15 protein-coding genes are annotated in these 18328 nt (G+C 61.6%); 6 read left to right on the top strand and 9 right to left on the bottom strand.

The genetic code is table 11. The features are described 5' to 3' along the window. The first annotated feature begins 11 nt into the window (after positions 1-11). Positions 12-449, top strand: a complete 438-nt coding sequence (locus N005_RS23295; RefSeq protein ID WP_047703341.1) for a type 2 periplasmic-binding domain-containing protein — start codon at positions 12-14, stop codon at positions 447-449. Positions 450-453: 4 nt separating this feature from the next. Here N005_RS23295 and N005_RS23290 read toward each other — a convergent pair whose 3' ends face one another. The 5 genes from N005_RS23290 to xylA all read right to left on the bottom strand — a co-directional run bounded on the left by N005_RS23290 (position 454) and on the right by xylA (position 8496). Continuing rightward, on the bottom strand, positions 454-2826 hold the full coding sequence (locus N005_RS23290) for a putative bifunctional diguanylate cyclase/phosphodiesterase (RefSeq protein WP_047703340.1): 2373 nt from the start codon (positions 2824-2826) through the stop codon (positions 454-456). A gap of 337 nt (positions 2827-3163) precedes the next feature. Next, positions 3164-4300, bottom strand: a complete 1137-nt coding sequence (locus N005_RS23285; protein WP_047703339.1) for a sugar ABC transporter permease — start codon at positions 4298-4300, stop codon at positions 3164-3166. Further along, positions 4301-5857, bottom strand: coding sequence for a D-xylose ABC transporter ATP-binding protein (xylG, locus tag N005_RS23280; RefSeq protein WP_047703338.1), 1557 nt, complete (start codon positions 5855-5857; stop codon positions 4301-4303). Positions 5858-6030: 173 nt separating this feature from the next. Continuing rightward, positions 6031-7032, bottom strand: coding sequence for a D-xylose ABC transporter substrate-binding protein (gene xylF, locus N005_RS23275; RefSeq protein WP_047703337.1), 1002 nt, complete (start codon positions 7030-7032; stop codon positions 6031-6033). 147 nt (positions 7033-7179) lie between these two features. Continuing rightward, positions 7180-8496: a xylose isomerase gene (gene xylA, locus N005_RS23270; RefSeq protein ID WP_047703336.1), complete on the bottom strand. Its 1317-nt coding sequence runs from the start codon at positions 8494-8496 to the stop codon at positions 7180-7182. 154 nt (positions 8497-8650) lie between these two features. Here xylA and N005_RS23265 point away from each other — a divergent pair, with 154 nt between their 5' ends. From N005_RS23265 to N005_RS23250, 4 genes are all read left to right on the top strand, one after another. Continuing rightward, a complete protein-coding gene (locus N005_RS23265) occupies positions 8651-9850 on the top strand; it encodes a XylR family transcriptional regulator (RefSeq protein WP_047703335.1) in 1200 nt (399 codons plus the stop codon). Positions 9851-9927: 77 nt separating this feature from the next. Beyond that, complete coding sequence (locus tag N005_RS23260) at positions 9928-10260, top strand: type II toxin-antitoxin system HigB family toxin (protein WP_047703334.1); 333 nt, start codon at positions 9928-9930, stop codon at positions 10258-10260. Beyond that, positions 10257-10892 (top strand): helix-turn-helix domain-containing protein, encoded by a 636-nt coding sequence (locus N005_RS23255; RefSeq protein ID WP_047703333.1) that lies wholly within the window; start codon positions 10257-10259, stop codon positions 10890-10892. The genes N005_RS23260 and N005_RS23255 overlap by 4 nt, the downstream gene beginning before the upstream one ends. A gap of 82 nt (positions 10893-10974) precedes the next feature. Then, positions 10975-11598 carry an SMI1/KNR4 family protein gene (locus N005_RS23250; protein ID WP_047703332.1) on the top strand — a complete coding sequence of 208 codons (624 nt, stop codon included), beginning with the start codon at positions 10975-10977 and terminating at the stop codon, positions 11596-11598. Positions 11599-11826: 228 nt separating this feature from the next. Here the strand turns inward: N005_RS23250 and N005_RS23245 are convergent, their stop codons facing one another. From N005_RS23245 to N005_RS23230, 4 genes are all read right to left on the bottom strand, one after another. Then, positions 11827-12696 carry an AraC family transcriptional regulator gene (locus N005_RS23245; RefSeq protein WP_047703331.1) on the bottom strand — a complete coding sequence of 290 codons (870 nt, stop codon included), beginning with the start codon at positions 12694-12696 and terminating at the stop codon, positions 11827-11829. Positions 12697-12858: 162 nt separating this feature from the next. Then, positions 12859-13809, bottom strand: coding sequence for a DUF3829 domain-containing protein (locus N005_RS27850; RefSeq protein WP_052126456.1), 951 nt, complete (start codon positions 13807-13809; stop codon positions 12859-12861). Next, the gene (locus N005_RS23235; protein ID WP_047703330.1) at positions 13806-15470 is read right to left on the bottom strand and encodes a J domain-containing protein; all 1665 of its coding nucleotides are present in this window, start codon (positions 15468-15470) and stop codon (positions 13806-13808) included. Before N005_RS23235 ends, N005_RS27850 begins: the two co-directional genes overlap by 4 nt. After that, entirely contained in the window at positions 15467-17173 is a 1707-nt protein-coding gene (locus N005_RS23230) for a molecular chaperone HscC (protein ID WP_047703329.1), read from the bottom strand. The genes N005_RS23235 and N005_RS23230 overlap by 4 nt, the downstream gene beginning before the upstream one ends. A 241-nt stretch (positions 17174-17414) precedes the next feature. Here N005_RS23230 and N005_RS23225 point away from each other — a divergent pair, with 241 nt between their 5' ends. Further along, positions 17415-18326, top strand: a complete 912-nt coding sequence (locus N005_RS23225; RefSeq protein WP_047703328.1) for a LysR family transcriptional regulator — start codon at positions 17415-17417, stop codon at positions 18324-18326. Positions 18327-18328: the final 2 nt, after the last annotated feature.

The raw sequence follows: 18328 nt of genomic DNA, 5'->3' as shown, positions 1-18328 counted from the left end.
TGAGGCCGATCATGCGGTTTCTCAAGGGCACGGGATGTGCCGTGACGGTAGTGGTCTTGTATGCGGCCAGCACGCTTGTAATGGCTGACGTGGTAGTGATCGTCTCGACGGCCAGCCCGGTGAAAGCGCTGGCGAGCAATCAGGTGGCAAATATTTTCCTGGGCAAGACCAGTCGTTTTCCCGAGGGCGGTCAGGCCATTCCAATCGACCAGCCTGAGGGCTCTGCGGCCCGCGATGAGTTCTACAGCACCTACACCGGCAAATCTGCCGCGCAGCTCAAGACGCACTGGTCGAAAATCATTTTTACCGGCCGGGGCCAGCCCCCGGAGACGGTTTCGAACGGTGCGGAAGTGAAGAAGCATGTCGCCGGCAATCCCGCTTCCATCGGCTACATCGATGCGCGTGAAGTGGATGGCAGCGTCAGGGTACTGCCGTCCGATCCCCAATGAACGCCTACACGCCTGTGGCGGGTCGCGCGGCCTGTGCTTGCAGCAATGCCTTGAACTGATCGGCAGGTACCGGCTTGTTGAAGTAGAACCCCTGGAACTCGTCGCAGGCGTTGTCCCGCAGGAAGTCGGCTTGCTCCTTGGTTTCCACGCCCTGGGCGACCACGGTCAGGCTGAGGCTCCTGCCCATGGTGATGATGGCCTCGGTCAAGGCTTTGTCTTCCGCCACGCTGGTGACGTCGCGGATGAACGAGCGGTCGATCTTGATCGAGTCGAGCGGGAACTGCTTGAGGGCCGAGAGCGAAGAGTAGCCGATACCGAAGTCATCGATGGCGATCCGGATATCCAGTTCCTTGAGACCGGTCAGCACCTGCAGGGTCTTCCTGACGTTCTGCATGAGCAGGCTTTCGGTGATCTCCAGCTCCAGCAGGCGGGCGTCCATGCCGGTGTCTGCCAGTATCGTCGCAAGGTCGCTCAAGAGGTGTTCATCGACAAACTGGCGGGCCGTCAGGTTCACGGCGACGCACAGGTGCGGCAGGCCCTGTTGTTGCCAGGCCACGTTCTGCTCGCAGACCGTCCTGAGCACCCACTTACCGATAGGGACGATCAGGCCGGTCTCTTCGGCCACCGGAATGAACTGCATGGGGGCCACCAGTCCCAGGTCGGGATGCTCCCAGCGCAGGAGGGCTTCCATGCCGGTGATCTTGCCGCTGCGGATATCCCGCTTGGCCTGGTAGTGCAGACGGAACTCGTTACGTTCAAGTGCATGACGCAGGCCGAGTTCCAGTGTCTGCCGCTCCAACGATTCCGCATTCAGCTTCTCGGAGTAGAACTGGAAGGTGTTTTTCCCCTGTTGCTTGGCCTGGTACATCGCGATATCGGCGTTTTTCTTCAGGGTTTGTTCGTCCTGGCCATCCCGGGCAAAGAGACTGATACCGATGCTGGCCGTGACCCGGAACTCTTTCCCTCGAAGATTGAAGGGCCGGGCAATGGCGGAGAGGATTTTCTGGGCGGTGGCCGCTGCATATTTTTCATCGGACAGTTGGGGCAGCAACACCACAAACTCGTCGCCGCCCAATCGGGCAACGATATCGCTTTCGCGCAGACAACCCTTGAGGCGGTTCGCGACTTCTTGCAGCAACTGGTCGCCGGCATCGTGGCCGAGGGTGTCGTTGATTTGCTTGAAACGGTCCAGGTCGAGGAACAGCACGGCCATTTGTCGCTGATAACGATGGGCTTCGTGGATGTGCTGAATCAACAGCTTGCTGAACAGGCTGCGATTGGGCAGCGCTGTGAGGGCGTCGTGATAGGCGAGGTATTCGACGCGCTCGGCATAGGCCACCTTGGCTTCGGCGGCCTGCAGCCGGCTTTGCGCAAGCTGCCAGCTCATTCGACTCAGCAAGCCGGCGAGCAGCACCAGCAACAGGCTGGCACCCGCTGCCCGCCGCAGATGGGTCTGGGCTTGCCGGTTCACGGCAAGCAGCTGTTCTTCTTCGGATAAGCCGACGATCACCGCCAAGGGCAGGTCATAGAGCTGGCGGGCACTGGTGTAGCGCCGCACACCATCCCAACTGTTGGTCAGCAACGATGTCTGGATGTCTTCGGTATCCGGCACCAACGCCTCATAGTCGACCGTATCGCCGGCCCGGACCGACTCCCCGGTGCGCCGTACCCGAAAGACACCGTCGGTGCCCAGCAGCCCGAGCACGCCTCGCTCACCGAGTTTCGCGGCATCGTAACTGCTGGTGAAATACGCGGCATCCACGTCGACCCTGGCGACACCCGAGAACACGCCATCCGGCGCGTTGAGGCGACGGCTGAAGCGCAAGCGCCACTCACCGGACAAAGGGTCCTTCCAGGGACGGCTGATCAGCAGCGTATCGTTGTTGCGCAATGTCCGCAGCTCATCCGGGTCGCTGGCAGGTCCCGTTTCGTTCGCCCGGGTGCTGGCGATCGGCTTGGCATCGGCGTTGACCACACTGACATCGAACAACAGGGCCGGCGGCAACAGCGCCCGCTCCTTGAGCCGCGGCAGCGGGTTGCGCTCGCCCTCGGCCTCGTAGGTGTACTTGACGAGCTTGAGGGTCTGGTCGATCTCACGCACCGCACGCAGTATCTGCGCCTCATACGTGGCACCGATTTCCTGGCTGACCGTTGCTGCGTTGCGCTGGGCACGGGTCTGTTCGACCTTGATGAGGTAGAGGGTGGCGGACCAGAGGGCAAGCAGGAGCAGAACGGACAACAGCGGCAGCAGGATATAGGCTTCCCTGAGATGGCCGAGCCAATCTCGGAAGATATGGCTCAAGCCCTTGGATGTGGTGTCTTCGGATGCCGTGATACCGGGAGCCAGTCTCAGTCCACTTGTCCGTTGGATCGACATGATGTGCTCCCTGAATGACACCCGCGCGTCCCTGCGAAAAATATCAGTTGCCTGAAGGGAAACTATAGACCAGATATTCTCCTTGCCCCGTACGAAACAGCGGGGATACCAGCGAGACGAGCTGCAGTGCGAGGGGGACGCCAATGAGATCCAACCTCCGCTCCCTGTGGCCAGGGAGCTTGCTCCCGCTCGGTGACGCAGTCACCGTAAACCTGAGCCCACGGTGTACCTGGCGAGATGAGGCGGTCGGTTGGGGCTGCTACGCACCCCAGCGGGAGCAAGCTCCCTCGCCACGGGTGCGGATTTCCTACGAGATTTTCAGCAGGCCAGGCCCCCATCAACGCCGCCCAACCCGCGTACTCACATCCACCCACACCGCCAGCACCAGGATGCTGCCCTTGACGATCATCTGCCAGTAACTGTCGACGTCGAGCATCGACATGCCGTTGTCCAGGCTGGTGATGACCAGCGCGCCGAGGAGGGCGCCATAGACGGTGCCGGAGCCGCCGCGCATCGAGGTGCCGCCGATGAAGCAGGCGGCGATGGCGTCGAGTTCGCCCATGTTACCGGCCGAGGGTGAGCCCGCTGCCAGGCGCGCGGTGTTGACCAGGCCGGCGAGGGCGCACATCACCCCCATGATGCCGAAGATCCACAGTTTCACCGCCTGCACGTTGATGCCGGACAGCCGCGTGGCCTCCATGTTGCTGCCCACCGAGTAGACACGCCGTCCGAACACGGTCTGGCTGGTGACGTAGCTGAATACCCCCAGCAGGATCAGCAGGAGCAGCACCGGAACCGGAATGCCGTCGTAGCTGTTGAGGGTATGGACGAACCCCGCCAGCACCGCGCCAATCGCCACCACGCGCAACACGTCACGCACCAGCGAGTGTGCCGCCAGGCCATGGAGGGCGCGGTTGCGGCGCTGTTTCCAGGTCAGGAAAACAGTGAGGGCGAACAGCAGTACGCCCAGCGCCACACCGACGGTTTGCGGCAAGTAGCCCTGGCCGACGTAGACCAGCTCCGGCGAGACCGGGGCAATGGTGGTGCCGCCGGTGATGCCCAGCAGGATCCCGCGAAACGCCAGCATGCCGCCCAGCCCCACGATGAACGAAGGGATGCGCAGGTAGGCGGTCATGAAGCCATTGGCCAGGCCGATGACCAAGCCGCACAGGGCCACCAGACTGAGGTTGGCCAGCAGCGGTATGTGATAGACCACGTCGAGAATCGCCGCCAGGCCACCCAGCAATCCGAGCAACGAGCCCACCGACAGATCGATTTCCCCGCTGATGATCACCAACACCATGCCGCAGGCGAGGATGCCGGTGATGGACATCTGCCGCAGCAGGTTGGACAGGTTGCGCGGGGTCAGGAAACCGCCGTCGGTCTGCCAGCTGAAGAACAGCCAGATGATCGCCACGGCGATCACCAGCGCGAGCATTTTGTAGCGGGAGAAGAGTTGTTTGACCTGATTCATCTACGCGGACTTCCGATCATTATTGTTATGGCCATCGGGGTGGCTGAGCGCGGCAGCGAGCACTTGTTCCTGGGTGAGTTCGTGGTTGATGAAGTCTCCGCGCAACTGGCCTTCACCGATCACCAGCACGCGGTCGGAAACCCCCAGCACTTCAGCGAGTTCAGAGGAAACCATGATGATCGACACGCCTTGGGCCGCCAGCGCGCCCATCAACTTGTAGATCTCGTACTTGGCGCCAACGTCCACGCCGCGGGTCGGTTCATCGAGAATCAGCACGCGGGGCTGGGTCAGGAGCATCTTCGCCAGCACGGCTTTTTGCTGGTTGCCGCCGGAGAGGCTGGTGATCGGCAGGAACGGACTCGCCGTCTTGAGGTGCATGCGCGAGATTTCCCGGTCGATGCTGCCCAGTTCGGCTTCGGCGTCGATGCGGGTCAGCTTCGAGAAATTCTCCAGCACCGCAAGGGTGATGTTCTGGCCGACGCCCAGGTCTGGAATGATCCCTTGGCGCTTGCGGTCTTCGGGAACCATGCACAGGCCGGCGCGGATCGACTTTAGGGGCGTGCGAGTGTCGATCGGTTGGCCATCCAGCCACACTTCTCCTTCATGGCGGCCGGGGTAGGCACCGAACAGCGCCGACACCAGTTCCGTGCGGCCGGCACCGACGAGCCCGGCGATGCCGAGGATTTCCCCGCGCTTGAGGCTGAACGAAATATCGTCGACCCGTTTGCGCCGGGGATTATCGACGTCGTAGCACGTGATATGGCGGGCTTCGAAAATCACCTCGCCGATGTCATGGGGTTCGGTAGGGTAGAGGTTGCTCATTTCCCGCCCGACCATCTGGGTGATGATCTGGGGGATGTCCATGTCGGCCATGGCGGTGGTCGCGATGTGCTTGCCGTCGCGGATCACCGAAATGGTGTCGCACACCGCCGCCACTTCATCGAGCTTGTGGGAGATGTAGACGCAGGCTACGCCCTTGGCCTTGAGGTCACGGATGATATCCAGCAGCACCTCGATTTCCGAACGGGTCAGGGCCGATGAAGGTTCGTCGAGAATCAGCAGCCGCGCCTGTTTGTTCAACGCCTTGGCGATTTCCACCAGTTGCTGGTAGCCACCACCATATTGCGACACCGGGAGCGAGACGTTCATGTCCGGCACCTTGAGCTCACGCATCAGGGCTTCGGCGCGGTGGATCATCGCCGGGTAGTTCATGCGCCCGCCGGGCAGGGTCAGTTCGTGGCCCATGAAGATGTTTTCGGCCACCGAAAGATCGGGTACGAGGGTCAATTCCTGGTGAATGATGACGATCCCGGCGGCTTCGGTTTCGCTGATGGATTGCGCCCTGAGCGGCTGGCCGTCCCAGAGGATTTCACCGTCCCAGGTGCCATAGGGGTAGACCGCCGAAAGGACTTTCATCAAGGTGGATTTGCCGGCGCCGTTCTCGCCGCACAGGCCGACGCATTCCCCCGGCCGGACCTTGATGTCGATGCCATTCAGGGCTTTGATACCGTCGAAGATTTTGACGATGCCGTTCATTTGCAGCAGGTAATCGGACATGGCAAGGACTCGTGGGAAGGTCTTACACATAAGCCTGCCGGTCAATTCCCTGTGGGACGCTCGGACGAGCGCTTAGCGGTGGTTCAGCTTGCATCAATATTGAATGTGCGACCGCCATCGCGAGCAGGCTCGCTCCCACAAGGACTGTGTTTCACTGACCGGTGGTGCTCAACTTACTGCCCGGCGATCTGCGCCTTGGTATAGAAACCGTCTTTTTCCAGCAGGTCGATGTTGTCCTTGGTCAACGGGGTCGGGGTAAGCAGGATGGTGTCGACTTTCTTGCTGCCGTTGTCGTACTGCGAACTGAAGGACGGCTTCTCGTTACGCGCTAGCTGTACCGAGAGCTTGGCGGCTTCGGAGGCGATCAGCTTCAGAGGCTTGTAGACGGTCATGGTCTGGGTGCCATCGATCACCCGCTTGACCGCTGCCAGATCGGCGTCCTGGCCCGAGATCGGTACCTTGCCGGCCATTTTCTGCGCGGCCAGGGCCTGGATGGCGCCGCCTGCGGTGGCGTCGTTGGAGGCGACGATGCCGTCGATCTTGTTGTTGTTCCGCGTCAGGGCGTTTTCAACAATGCTCAAGGCTTCGGTGGGGTTCCATTCCTTCACCCACTGTTGGCCGACGATCTTGATATCGCCCTTGTCGATGGCCGGTTGCAGCACCTTCATCTGGCCTTCGCGCAGGACCTTGGCGTTGTTGTCAGTGGGGGCGCCGCCGAGCAGGAAGTAGTTGCCCTTGGGCGCGGCTTTCAGCACGCCGCTGGCCTGCATTTCGCCGACCTTTTCGTTATCGAAGGAAATGTAGGCGTCGATATCGGCGTTCAGGATCAGCCGGTCGTAGGACACCACCTTGATCCCGGCCTTCTTGGCTTCGGCGACGGCGTTGGTCAGCACGGTGGCGTTGAACGGCACGATGACGATCACGTCGACGCCACGGGAGATGAGGTTTTCGATCTGCGAAATCTGCTTCTGCTCGTTGGCATCGGCTGATTGCACGAAGACCTTGGCGTCCATTTTTTCCGCCGCCGCAACGAAGTAGTCGCGGTCCCGGGACCAGCGTTCCAGGCGCAGGTCGTCAATGGAGAAACCGATCTTCGGGTGCGCCGCATCGGCCATGACCGGAAGCGACAGCAGGGCCAGGGCGCTGGCGAGTAACGTGCGTTTTACATTTTTCATTGTGGTGCGTCCTTTTATTTTTGTTTGAAAGACACTGCCTGACGATGAGCGTGATGCCGGTAGAACTGTAGAGAGTCGCCAGGCGCTGCGGGCAGAGATTTGTCGCGAGAATGTAACAGCCTCGCTGCGCCGGCGAATTCCACGGAGTCAGGGATAGATGAACCGGTTGACGACGCCTTCGAGCATCTCCTGCCGGCCGCTGACCGCCTGGGGATTGAGCTCGTTGACGAAGGCATGCTCGGCCAGCGAGGCGAGGCTGAACTTGCCCGCCAGCACCGCCTGGCCGAACGGCTGCTGCCAGCCGGCGTAGCGTTGATCCTTGAAGTGCTGGAGCCGGTCGTTCTGCACCATGGCGGCTGCGCGCTCCAGGGCCTGGGCCAGGACGTCCATCGCTGCGACATGGCCGTGGAACAGGTCGAGCTCGTCCACGCTCTGGCGACGGACCTTGGCGTCGAAGTTGAACCCACCATTCTTGAACCCGCCGGCCTTGAGGATTTCGTAGGTGGCGAGGGTCATTTCCTCAACGCTGTTGGGGAACTGGTCGGTGTCCCAGCCGTTCTGCGGATCGCCACGGTTGGCGTCGATGCTGCCGAAGATGCCCAGCGAAGTGGCGGTGGCGATTTCGTGATGGAAACTGTGCCCGGCCAGGGTCGCGTGGTTGGCCTCGATGTTGACCTTGATCTCGTTCTCCAGGCCGAATTGCTGCAGGAAGCCGAAGACCGTGGCGCTGTCGTAATCGTATTGGTGCTTGGTCGGCTCCTGGGGCTTGGGCTCGATCAGCAGGTCGCCCTTGAAGCCGATCTTGTGCTTGTGCTCGACCACCATGCCCATGAAGCGACCCAGTTGCTCGCGCTCGCGTTTCAGGTCGGTATTGAGCAGGGTTTCGTAACCTTCACGACCGCCCCACAACACGTAGTTGGCCCCCTTGAGGCGCAGGGTGGCATTCATGGCGCTGAACACCTGGGCGGCGGCGCAAGCGAAGATTTCCGGGTCTGGATTGGTGGCGGCACCGGCGGCAAAGCGCGGGTTGCTGAAGCAGTTGGCGGTGCCCCACAACAGCTTGATTCCGGTCTGTTCCTGATGGCGCTCCAGGTGGTCGGTCATCAACGCGAAGTGGTTACGGTACTCCTTCAGCGAGCTGCCTTCCGGGGCGACGTCGGTGTCGTGGAAGCAGTAGTAGTCGACGCCCAGTTTGGAGAAGAACTCGAAGGCGGCTTCGGCCTTGCCGATGGCCAGTTCCATCGGGTCCCCGGCGTGTTGCCAGGGGCGCTTGAAGGTGCCGGCACCGAACACGTCGGACCCTGGCCAGACGAATGTGTGCCAGTAGCACACCGCCATTCGCAGGTGTTCGCGCATGGGTTTGCCGAGGACGAGCTTGTCAGCGTCATAGTGACGGAAGGCGAGGGGCGAATCGCTGGCGGGGCCTTCGTAGCGAATCTTGTCGACACCGGGGAAGTACGGCATGGGCGATATCCTTTTTATTCTTGGCGGTGTCTCGATACTAACGCCGGCCCTGTGGCTGATGATTATGAAAATCACCAACGAGTCGTTCGATTTTGTATTGAGCTTCCAGATTCACACGCCTAGGCTGTGTTCACCGGCCCAGGGTGAAAAAACAATGAAAACCGTCCCCCCCGTGCACCGCATTGCGCTGTTGTTCAACGGCAGCAAGATCTACGACCGCGGCATCATCAGCGGCATCGGCAACTACCTGAGCAGCACCCGAGCGTCCTGGGACCTGTTCCTGGAGGAGGACTTCCTGTGCCGGCTGAAGGGGATCGAACGCTGGCAGGGTGACGGGATCATCGCCGACTTCGATGACCCGCTGATTGGCGAAGCGTTGGCCGGGATCCGCTTGCCGGTGGTGGCGGTGGGCGGTTCCTATCAGGATGAGCGCGCTTATCCCAAGGGCATTCCCTATGTTGCCACCGACAATTTCGCGCTGATGAAGCTGGCCTACGAGCACCTGATCGAAGCTGGCCTCACGCGCTTCGCCTGTTTCAGCCTGCCCGAAGCACAGGCCAATCGCTGGGCTCAGGAGCGGGAGAAAGCCTTCCGTTCGCTGGTGCAACGCGATGGCTTGCCGGCCGAGGTTTATCGCGGCATGGGCACCAGCGCGCCGCTGTGGGACAGCGCGGTTGAACAGCAGATCGCCTGGCTGCAGAGCCTGCCCAAGCCCATCGGCATCATCGCCGTCAGCGATGCCCGCGCCCGCCAACTGCTGCAAGCCTGTCTGACCGCCGGCATCGCCGTGCCGGAACAAGTGGCGCTGATCGGCATCGACAACGACCCTCTGACCCGCAGCCTGACCCGAGTGCCCCTGAGCTCGGTGATCCAAGGCACCGAAACCATGGGCCGCACTGCCGCGCGATTGCTCCATCAGATGCTGCACGGTATGCCGTCCACGGGTACGCAGATACTGATACCACCCGACGCGATCAACGTGCAGGCCTCGAGCCTGCATCAACCGTTGGGTAACCCCTACGTCATGCAGGCGCTGCTGTTCATTCGTCAATACGCTTGCCAGGGCATCAAGACCGCGCAGGTGGCGGGGTATGTGGGGGTGTCGCGGTCATCGCTGGAAGCGCATTTCCGCAAGGAGCGAGGGTGCAGCGTGCATGACGAGATCTTGCGGTTCAGGTTGGCCGCGGCTGCCCGTGGGTTGGAGAGAGCGGATTTGGCGATCGCTGACATTGCCCGCAATTGTGGGTTCAAGTCGGCGCAATATCTGCACACAGTATTTCGTCGGGAGTTTGGCTGCACACCCAGGCAGTATCAGCAGGAGGAGCGCGACCATTTTCCGGAGAACGCTCCTTGACCTTCACCATTGCCGAAAAATTCCGGTTGTGAAAAAACACAACTGGAGTAGCATCCGACTCAAGGACAGGGAAGCCTATGGATATACTCAAGCCATCACGTTTTGACGCTGCCGCCATTTTGTACCCGAACGACAAGGCCGGGCTCGATCGCTGCCGGCGCCTGTTGAAGATGGCCCGTCCGACAGCATTCGCGGACCTGCAGAAACTGTTCGGTACCCACGGTATCGACCTGTTCAAACCGAGGGCCACAGCGAATTGGGTCGTGATTGACGTAGGTGGCAACAATCTCAGGGTGATAGGGGGAGTCCACTACATCCGACAGAAGTTCTACGTCAAACACATCTGCACACATGCCGATTACGACGTTGCCAACGTCTGGTATGCAAGAAACAAAGGAGTAAAACGATGAGCGCAGTCAGGAATGACTTTCAGACCGTGATCGCAACGCTTGGCGAGCTACACGCGGTGCTGGAGCGTCTGCGTGGCGAGTTCGTGCATGGCATCAGGACACCCGCCGACTATGAGCGTGCGACCGATCTGCTTGACGAACTCACCGACGGGCGTGAACTGAGCAAGGTCGAGGAGAAAATCCTCGTCGAACTCGAAGACGAAATACTGGCCTACCAGCGCGACTCCGACCAGTTTCGCGAATCCACCGCCGCTTTTGAAGCGACATGCACCCCGGTGCAACTGATCCGGGACCTGATGGAGACGCTTGGGCTCACGGGTTCGGACCTCCCCGAGATTGGCGACAAGACGGCGGTGTCCAAGGTGTTGAGTGGGGATCGGCCCATCAGCCACAAGATGGCGTACGCGCTGGCACAACGGTTTGCGATGGAGCCGGGTGCTTTCCTCTCGGCAGTCCCGGCCAAGCCGACCCCGATTGAAACCGCTCGCCCTAACGCCAGGAAGCCCGCGCAATACAGCGCTCGCAACGAGCCATTGGTCGCACACCTGGCAACGGAGGCCGGTACCGGTGAATACAAGGTGGCTGCTTCCAAAAAGCGTAAACCGACCGATAAGACCCCGACCAAGGGCTAATGCGCGACTGATTCGCCCACTCAAATTAACGTACAGGCCACTGGTCGAGTACCGCCTTCACGTCATGCACTTGTGAGCCCCAATGATGGAATATCACGGATTGATCCTCGAACGAACCCGCGCAGGTGCCACGGACCTTGCCATCTCGCAACTGGAAACCAGCCTTGGCGCCCGCCTGCCGGAAGACTACCGGCGGTTTCTCAAGACCTGCAACGGCGCCTGCGTGGAATACGATGTCGTCGCGACCCTGGCCAACGGCGACGAGGAACTGCTGAGTTTTTCGCTGTATGGGCTGGATCCGGATAAAGCGTATGAATCCAACCCCTTCGAGCTGGAGCAACTGCGAGCGGAACCCGGCTTCCCCGCGACCGGACTGCTGCCGATCGGACGTGACGGCGGCGCGAGCCTGTTGCTCCTGGACCTGCGTGAAGGTCGCCAGGACGTGGCGGCGATGGTCGCAGGCCTACCCGCCTGGACCGGCCGCCGCCAGCAAGGCGATGAGTACGTCGTGTTGGCGAAGTCCTTCACCGGCTATCTGGATTCGCTGCATTTGTCCCACGAGCGGATCGAGGAACATATCAATCACTTCATCATCAGCCCGGACAGTATCGAGGCGACGTTGGAGTGGCTGGATAAAGGCAGTCCGGGGTGGCGTGAGCGCTACCGGGCACAATGGAATGCCAGGGTCGCGGACAGGCCGATCTGAAGCCTGCTCGCGATAGCGGAGTGTCAGTCACGCAGGTGTTGAATGTGCTGACGCCATCGCGAGCAGGGCTCGCTCCCACAGGGTTTTGTGGCGTATGCAAAAGGCTGCGTACATCCTCGAACCATTGTGGGAGCGAGCCTGCTCGCGATAGCGGTGGGTCAACTTGCCGGGATGTTGGCTGTGCTGCCGCCATCGCGAGCAAGGCGCGCTCCCACAGTCCCGAGACCTCTACTGCAATGGCACATAAATATCCGTCTCCCACTGGTCCTTCGGTGTCTCTGGGTACACGCTCAAGTAGTGAAAGAACAGCGGCTGGTCGCGAAGCTCTTCTCCGCTGTTCGGCAGCCAGTCGCGGTAGATCGGGTAGATGCTCTCGCTGATGAGATCTGTCGAGCCCACGTGGCGCACCACGGCGTAGCGGCCGCCGGCGATGAGGGTTTCCCGTACGCCGAAGGTGTTCGGCGTGACTGCCTGGTGTATCTCACCGCAAATGGCAAAGCGAAACGCCTCCGGCGGCGTGGTGTCGGGGTTGCTGAAGGGAATGCCGAAAGTACGACTCGATGCCACTGGCGATTGTCCGCTCTGCATGCGCCACTGGATGAAATAGCGCACGCTTTCATCGAGAAGTTGTGCCGGGCCGCGATGTTCGAGTGCGGCGACCCTGACTTCGGGAAAGTCCACGATATGTAGTTGCATGATGACGCTCCTGGAAAAGTGGGGAACTTCAAACGCCGCATTCCAGACCTGCCAGCTCGGTTGCTGCCTGAATGTACTCGGCGCCACGCCGAACGCTCGCCTGAAGGCTCTGCTGAACGCCTCGGGGCTTTCGAAGCCGGCATCGAGGGCTGCCTCCAGCACTGCATAATCCGCACGCGACGCCAGGCGATTGGCCGCCTGTCGCAGGCGCATCAGTTGCACGTACCGTGCGACAGGCAACCCCATGTATGCAGTGAACTGCCGGTGGAAGTGAAACGCCGAGAAGTTCGCAACCTGGCTCAGCGTATTCACCGACAGGTCGCCCTCGAGGTTGGCGCCGATGTAGGCGAGTACAGTGTTGAATCGCTTTATGTAGGCAGCATCGGTCGATTTGGCTGGCACCGGGTACAGGCTCCTGGAAGGACGTTGGGCGACAGGATCGGTGATGCCGATAGGTGTTCGCCTAGCCGTATTTGCTCAAGGTCGCGAGAGCACTGTCGGGCGAGGGATGCGCAGCAGCCCTGAAAACAGGACTGCTGCGCACTGGAGCGCCAAACCCGTCAATCAATACTGCTTCGCCACCGCCAAGTTGTACCGCGATAGCAACTCGTCGTAACCGGCCCGGGCGGCGGCCAGGTCCTGGTTCAGCTCTGCCGCATCGGCTGCGGAGGCCCAGTGTTGTTGCAGGCGGTTGAGGGCGGCCAGCCATTCCTCGCCCGACAGACTGATCTGGCTCCAGACGGGCGGGCCGTCATTGGCTGAACGCAGGCGCGGCCGTGCCTTTACGAAGGCATCGGCGTCCGACCAGCTGCTTGCCAGGGATTGCTGCAGGCTGGACAACTGCTGCGGCGTCAGTGACGCGCCGTTGGCCATCGCGTCGAGGGCATTGATGGTCTGGCGGGCGCGGATCATGAAGCGCAGCGTGTACCAATGCTGATCGTGTCCAAGGCGTTCTTCGATGGATGCCAGTTGCTCCTCGCGAATGAGTAACTGCGGCTGCTCCAGGGCTTGGCGCACAGGTATCGCCTGGTCGCGCGCGTCCTGCAGCCGCAGGTTCAGGGCTCGCTCGATGGGGTCGAAGGGGGGGCGGTCTTGCACCCGAGTCGCAAGCCATCGTTCAGCGGCCTCGGCGCTCGGTCGCAGGTTGTCATACGCCCCGAGGTAGTTTTTGGCCAGGTACTGCAGGCCACCGGGTTCGCCGCCGCCGAACCACCGATAGCATGGCGATGGTTGCGCGCCCTGGGGAGGCATGACATCGCCCGAGCCCATGCCGAAGCCGGCAAAACCCTTCCAGGGCCCGTTTTTTTCCTGGGATTGAGCAACGAGGTTGCGGTAATCGCTGTAGCGCTGTTCCAGCAGGTCGGCGCCGTCCACCAGGCAGGTATTTATTTGCTGGACTGCCTCCCAGCGCAAACGGGTCCCATAGTCGATATTCGCCGTGTCTATCTGTTGGACCAACCAACTCAGGCCCAACGAGGCGAGCACGGCGGTTGCGAACGCTCGGCTGCTGATCATGGCTGGCCTGCCTTGGTGGCGTTGGGCACGTGCCACTGGTTGGCGGACAACTGGGATGGGCAGGGGGAGGCCGTGAGCTGGCGGGCGGCGCAGGTTCGCTGCGGCCAGGCCTGCAGGCCTTCATTCGCGGCGAGGGATGCGTTACCGGCCAGAACACTGCCCAGCAGAAGCAGGGGAACAAGGATGCCGAGAAGGAGCCCGATCAGGATGTCCCCAGGCACCCGCTCATAGACCCGGGACAGAAGGGACGCGCGACGTTCGGAGAACGCTTTTCCACTCAGGAGCGCCAATATGGCGAGACTGCTGAAGTAAGTGACTGCGCCGAGCATGCCTCCGGCCAGGTAGATGACCCCACCCAGCAATCCGACCCAGAGGCTCTCGCGGATCGGCAGCGGGGCGGGACGTCGCAGGCTCAGCCACTGGCCGAAGCGCGCATGAAGCTTTTGGTCCAGGCGCCAGGCGATACGGCTCAGCGGTTTGCAGGCTGCGTTGAGTCCCCAGGCGACGACGCCGAGCAGCATCGCGCGAAGGAGCATGTCGACCACACTGGTATAGAACGAGCCACCCAGGCGATATTCCAGGAACCAGCTCATACAGGCGGATGTGCTGAGGATCGCCAGCGGCACGGCCAGGACCGGTGGTCGCCGACGCAGCGGTCGCCAGTTGTCCGGTGCCAGTTGCGGCATCTGATACAGCAATTGTGCATAGCGAAGTTCGACGGTGCGATATAACGCTTCGCAAGCCTTCCAATCGGCATCGCTGAAGGTCAGGCTCAAGCGTATCCGGGCGTCTTCGTCGGCAGCTCCGAACAGCATGCGCGCTGCTTGAGACTCGCTGCTGTCGAAAAGCCCAGTGAGACGCTCCTGCTGTTGGAGAAACGTGTGGCAATGGCTGCGAGCCAGGAGTTGACTCCACCACGGCTCGGGGCAGGGGCTATGGTGGCCGGTCTGCTTCCAGCCCTGCTGCGCACAAATGGCGTCGAACAGTTGTTCCGACCAGACCGGTGCTTGCAAGAGCGCGATGGCCAGGCTCTGGTTCAACCACTGGCGCGCATCCAGCCCTTGCAGCCATGGGCTGGCAGCCAGTTCCCGGGCCAGTTCGAGGAAGCGTGCGGTGTCGGCGCAAGCTGCATTCAGGCGGACCTCGGCCAATTCCATGAGCTTGCCGCGCAGCTGTTCGAGCGCTGCACGAGGCAGGTCCTCGTGTTGCCAGGGTGTCAGCCAGTGCAAATGTCCAATGGCGGCCTCGGCGAGCGCGTAGTGGTCTTCGTCGATCAGGCAATGCTGCAGCAGGCCGTGTTCGAATTCCCGTGCGCATCCGTAAAGGCGAGCCTGGGCCAGGCGATCCGCGAGGTTGGTCGCGGTGATCGCTTCCAGGCATTGCGCAGCCAGGCGCTGGGCTGGGGAGGGGCCTTGTGATGCCTGCGGCTGGGACAGCGACTGCGCAAGGGGTAAGTCAATGGGCGCGGACGGCGGTTCGACGACCACTTCCTCCTGCCGCCATTCACTCCACTCCAACGCCTGTTCATAAGCCTCTCGCAGCCGCTGGAAGCCCTCGGGGTCTTCATCGGGCCGATAGCGTTTGAGCAGGCTGGCATACTGACGCTTGACGCTGCGCTTGTCGGCATCCTCCGGCAGCCCCAATATTTCCCAACAGCTCATCGCCAGACATCCTGCTCCAGTGCTTCGAGCTGCTCGGAGATCTGCATGCGCAGGGCACGGATATCGTGCAGTTCCTGAGTGTCGAGCATTTGCGCGAAACGCGTGGCCAGGTCGTCGACCCGATGACGCAGTTCGCCGCGGCTTTCCTGGTAAAGGCGTTCAAGCCGGGCGATCAACAAGGTGTTCGGCTGTTCGTCGCGGGGATGGACCTTCAACGACTCCAGGGCCTTGAGGCGTTGGGCGATCTCTTCTTCGCCAAGCACGCCGGCGTTGTTGGCGATCACCAGATTGCGCCGTTCCCCGGTCTGGACGGTCAGTGCATCGGCTTCCAGCAGGCCGTTGGTGTCATAAGTGAAGCGCACGTCGATGCTCACTTCGCCCGCCGGCATGGGCGGCACGGCTATTTCCAGTTCACCGAGGAGAATGTTTTCGCTGACCTGGCGGCTTTCGCCCTGATAGACCTTCAGCAGAACCACCTTCTGCTGGTCACGCAAGGTCACCACGCGCTTGACCTTGCTCACCGGCACCACGCAGTTGCGTTCGATGATCGGCAGGTAGTGCCCGGTTTCGAGTTTGTTGCCGTACTCGACGGAAATCTCGATCCCCATCGAATACGGGCAGACATCCGTGAGCACCACTTCTTCGAGTGCTGCATCGCGGCTTTTCAGCCCCGCCTGCACGGCGGCGCCCAATGCCACGGCTTCGTCGGGGTTGAGCTGGATCGAGGGGAAACGTCCGAACAGGCTGGCCGTTAGCTTGCGAACCAGCGGCATGCGGGTGGTGCCTCCCACCAATATGACTTCGTCCAGTTCGCTGGCGCGGATACGTGCATCGCGCAGCGCTGTCTCGATGGGGGCTCGAAGTCGGGTCAGCAGCGGGGCGTAGAGTTCGGCCATTGCCGCCTGGGTGTATTCATGGCGCCATTCGCGTTCGCCCTGGCGCGCCGAGAACGTGGCGCTCGGCTCATGCCCCAGGACTTTGCGCACGCGTTCGGCTTCACGGCGCAGGCGGCCGAACAACTGCGCGTCGTCCAGGGGCACCGGGCCTGCGGCAGAGCCGGCCTGGGCGGCGACGAAAGCCTGGAGGAGCAAGGTGTCGAAATCTTCCCCGCCAAGGTAGTTGTCACCGGCACTGGCCCGCACCTCCATCACCCCTTCGAACAGCTCCAGGATGGACACGTCGAAGGTGCCGCCGCCGAGGTCGAACACCAGGAACGTGCTGGCGTTGTCGCGCTGGTGCAGTCCGTAGGCGAGGGCGGCGGCGGTGGGCTCGTTGATGAGTCGTTCGACCTTGAACCCGGCCAGCTCACCGGCGATGCGCGTGGCTTTGCGCTGGGCATCGTTGAAATAGGCCGGGACACTGATGACGGCTTCCTCGACCGGCTCGCCGAAGTGCCGTTCGGCATCTTCGCGCAGACTGCGCAGGACCATCGCCGACAGCTCCTCGGCACGGAACTGGCGGTTGCCGAGTGTGGTGAGGCGGGCACTGCCCATGTAGCGCTTGAACAGCGAGGTGGTGACTTGTGGGTGGGTTTGCAAGCGTTCCAGCGCCGCGCGGCCGACCATCATCCGACCTTCATCATCCAGGCCTACCACGCTGGGCGTCAGCCATTCGCCGAGCGCATTGGGTACCAGCTGTGCAGCGCCATCGCGCCATGCCGCGATCAGGCTATGGGTGGTGCCCAGGTCAATGCCCACAATCATGTCCGTCAACTCTCCTTAGTCGTTGTTATGGGATGGCGTTGCGTGCGAGCCGGCTAGCGTATCAGACCTGTGTCGGCGAAATACTGTAGACCTTCTGAAAAATCAGTGCATTTGCTGCTCGACTCGATGAAGCCAACGGGAGAGGGAGACTGGTATCTGCGTTGCTCCTCTTGGATTGTGCCGCTTCGATAGATGAGTTAAATCTATAATTACTTTAACTCACATATTGGAAAACTCACCAATGCCGAAAAAGCCTCCCCTCAATCAGGTCAGTGATTTTGACTTGCGCCTGTTGCGGGTTTTCAAAACGGTCGTGGAGTGCGGGAGTTTTGCAGGTGCGGAAGGCACCTTGGGTATCAGTCGCTCGGCCATCAGCCTGCACATGAGCGATCTGGAGAAGCGCTTGGGCATGCGTCTGTGCCAGCGGGGACGTGCCGGCTTTGCCCTGACGGATGAAGGGCGTGAAGTATTGCGCGCCGGGGAGACGGTGCTGGTCGCGATCGAAGGCTTCCGCAGTGAAGTCAACCAGATGCATCAGCAGCTACGCGGCGACCTGAATATCGGCATCGTCAATAATCTCGTCACCCAACCCAGGATGCGCATCACCCGGGCGCTCAAGGCCATGCGTGCCGAAGGTGCGGGGGTGCGGGTCAACCTGAGCATGAGCACGCCGGGGGAGATCGAGCGGGGGCTGCTCGACGGGCGTCTGCACGTGGGAGCCGTGCCGCTGATCACACCGCTCTCGGGCCTGGACTACAGCGTGCTTTACGAAGAACGCTCCAATCTCTACTGCAGTGTCGAGCATCCGTTCTTCCAGCGGGCTGGCACCATCAGTAACGAAGAGCTCGCCACCGCCGACGCCGTGGTGCCCAGCTATCGGATGACCGCTGAAGCCATCGGCTTGCATCAGTTGCTCAACTTTGCCGCCTCCGCGACCGACCGCGAGGGCATTGCCTTTCTCATACTGACCGGTAGCTACATCGGTTTCCTGCCCGATCATTATGCTGCGAACTGGGTGGAGAAAGGACTGATGGCGGCCCTGAGTCCGGATCGGCTGTTTTTCGAAGCCAAGCTGGCCATCGCCACTCGCAAGGGGCGGCGCCAGCACCTCATTCTCGAACGCTTTCTGGACGCTCTCCAGCAGTCCCGCTGAAC

It is taken from the genome of Pseudomonas mediterranea CFBP 5447 (assembly GCF_000774145.1).
GTDB classification, from domain to species: domain Bacteria; phylum Pseudomonadota; class Gammaproteobacteria; order Pseudomonadales; family Pseudomonadaceae; genus Aquipseudomonas; species Aquipseudomonas mediterranea.
The sequence above is the reverse complement of the archived record's forward strand: the minus strand, read 5'-3'. Positions and strand labels throughout refer to the sequence as shown.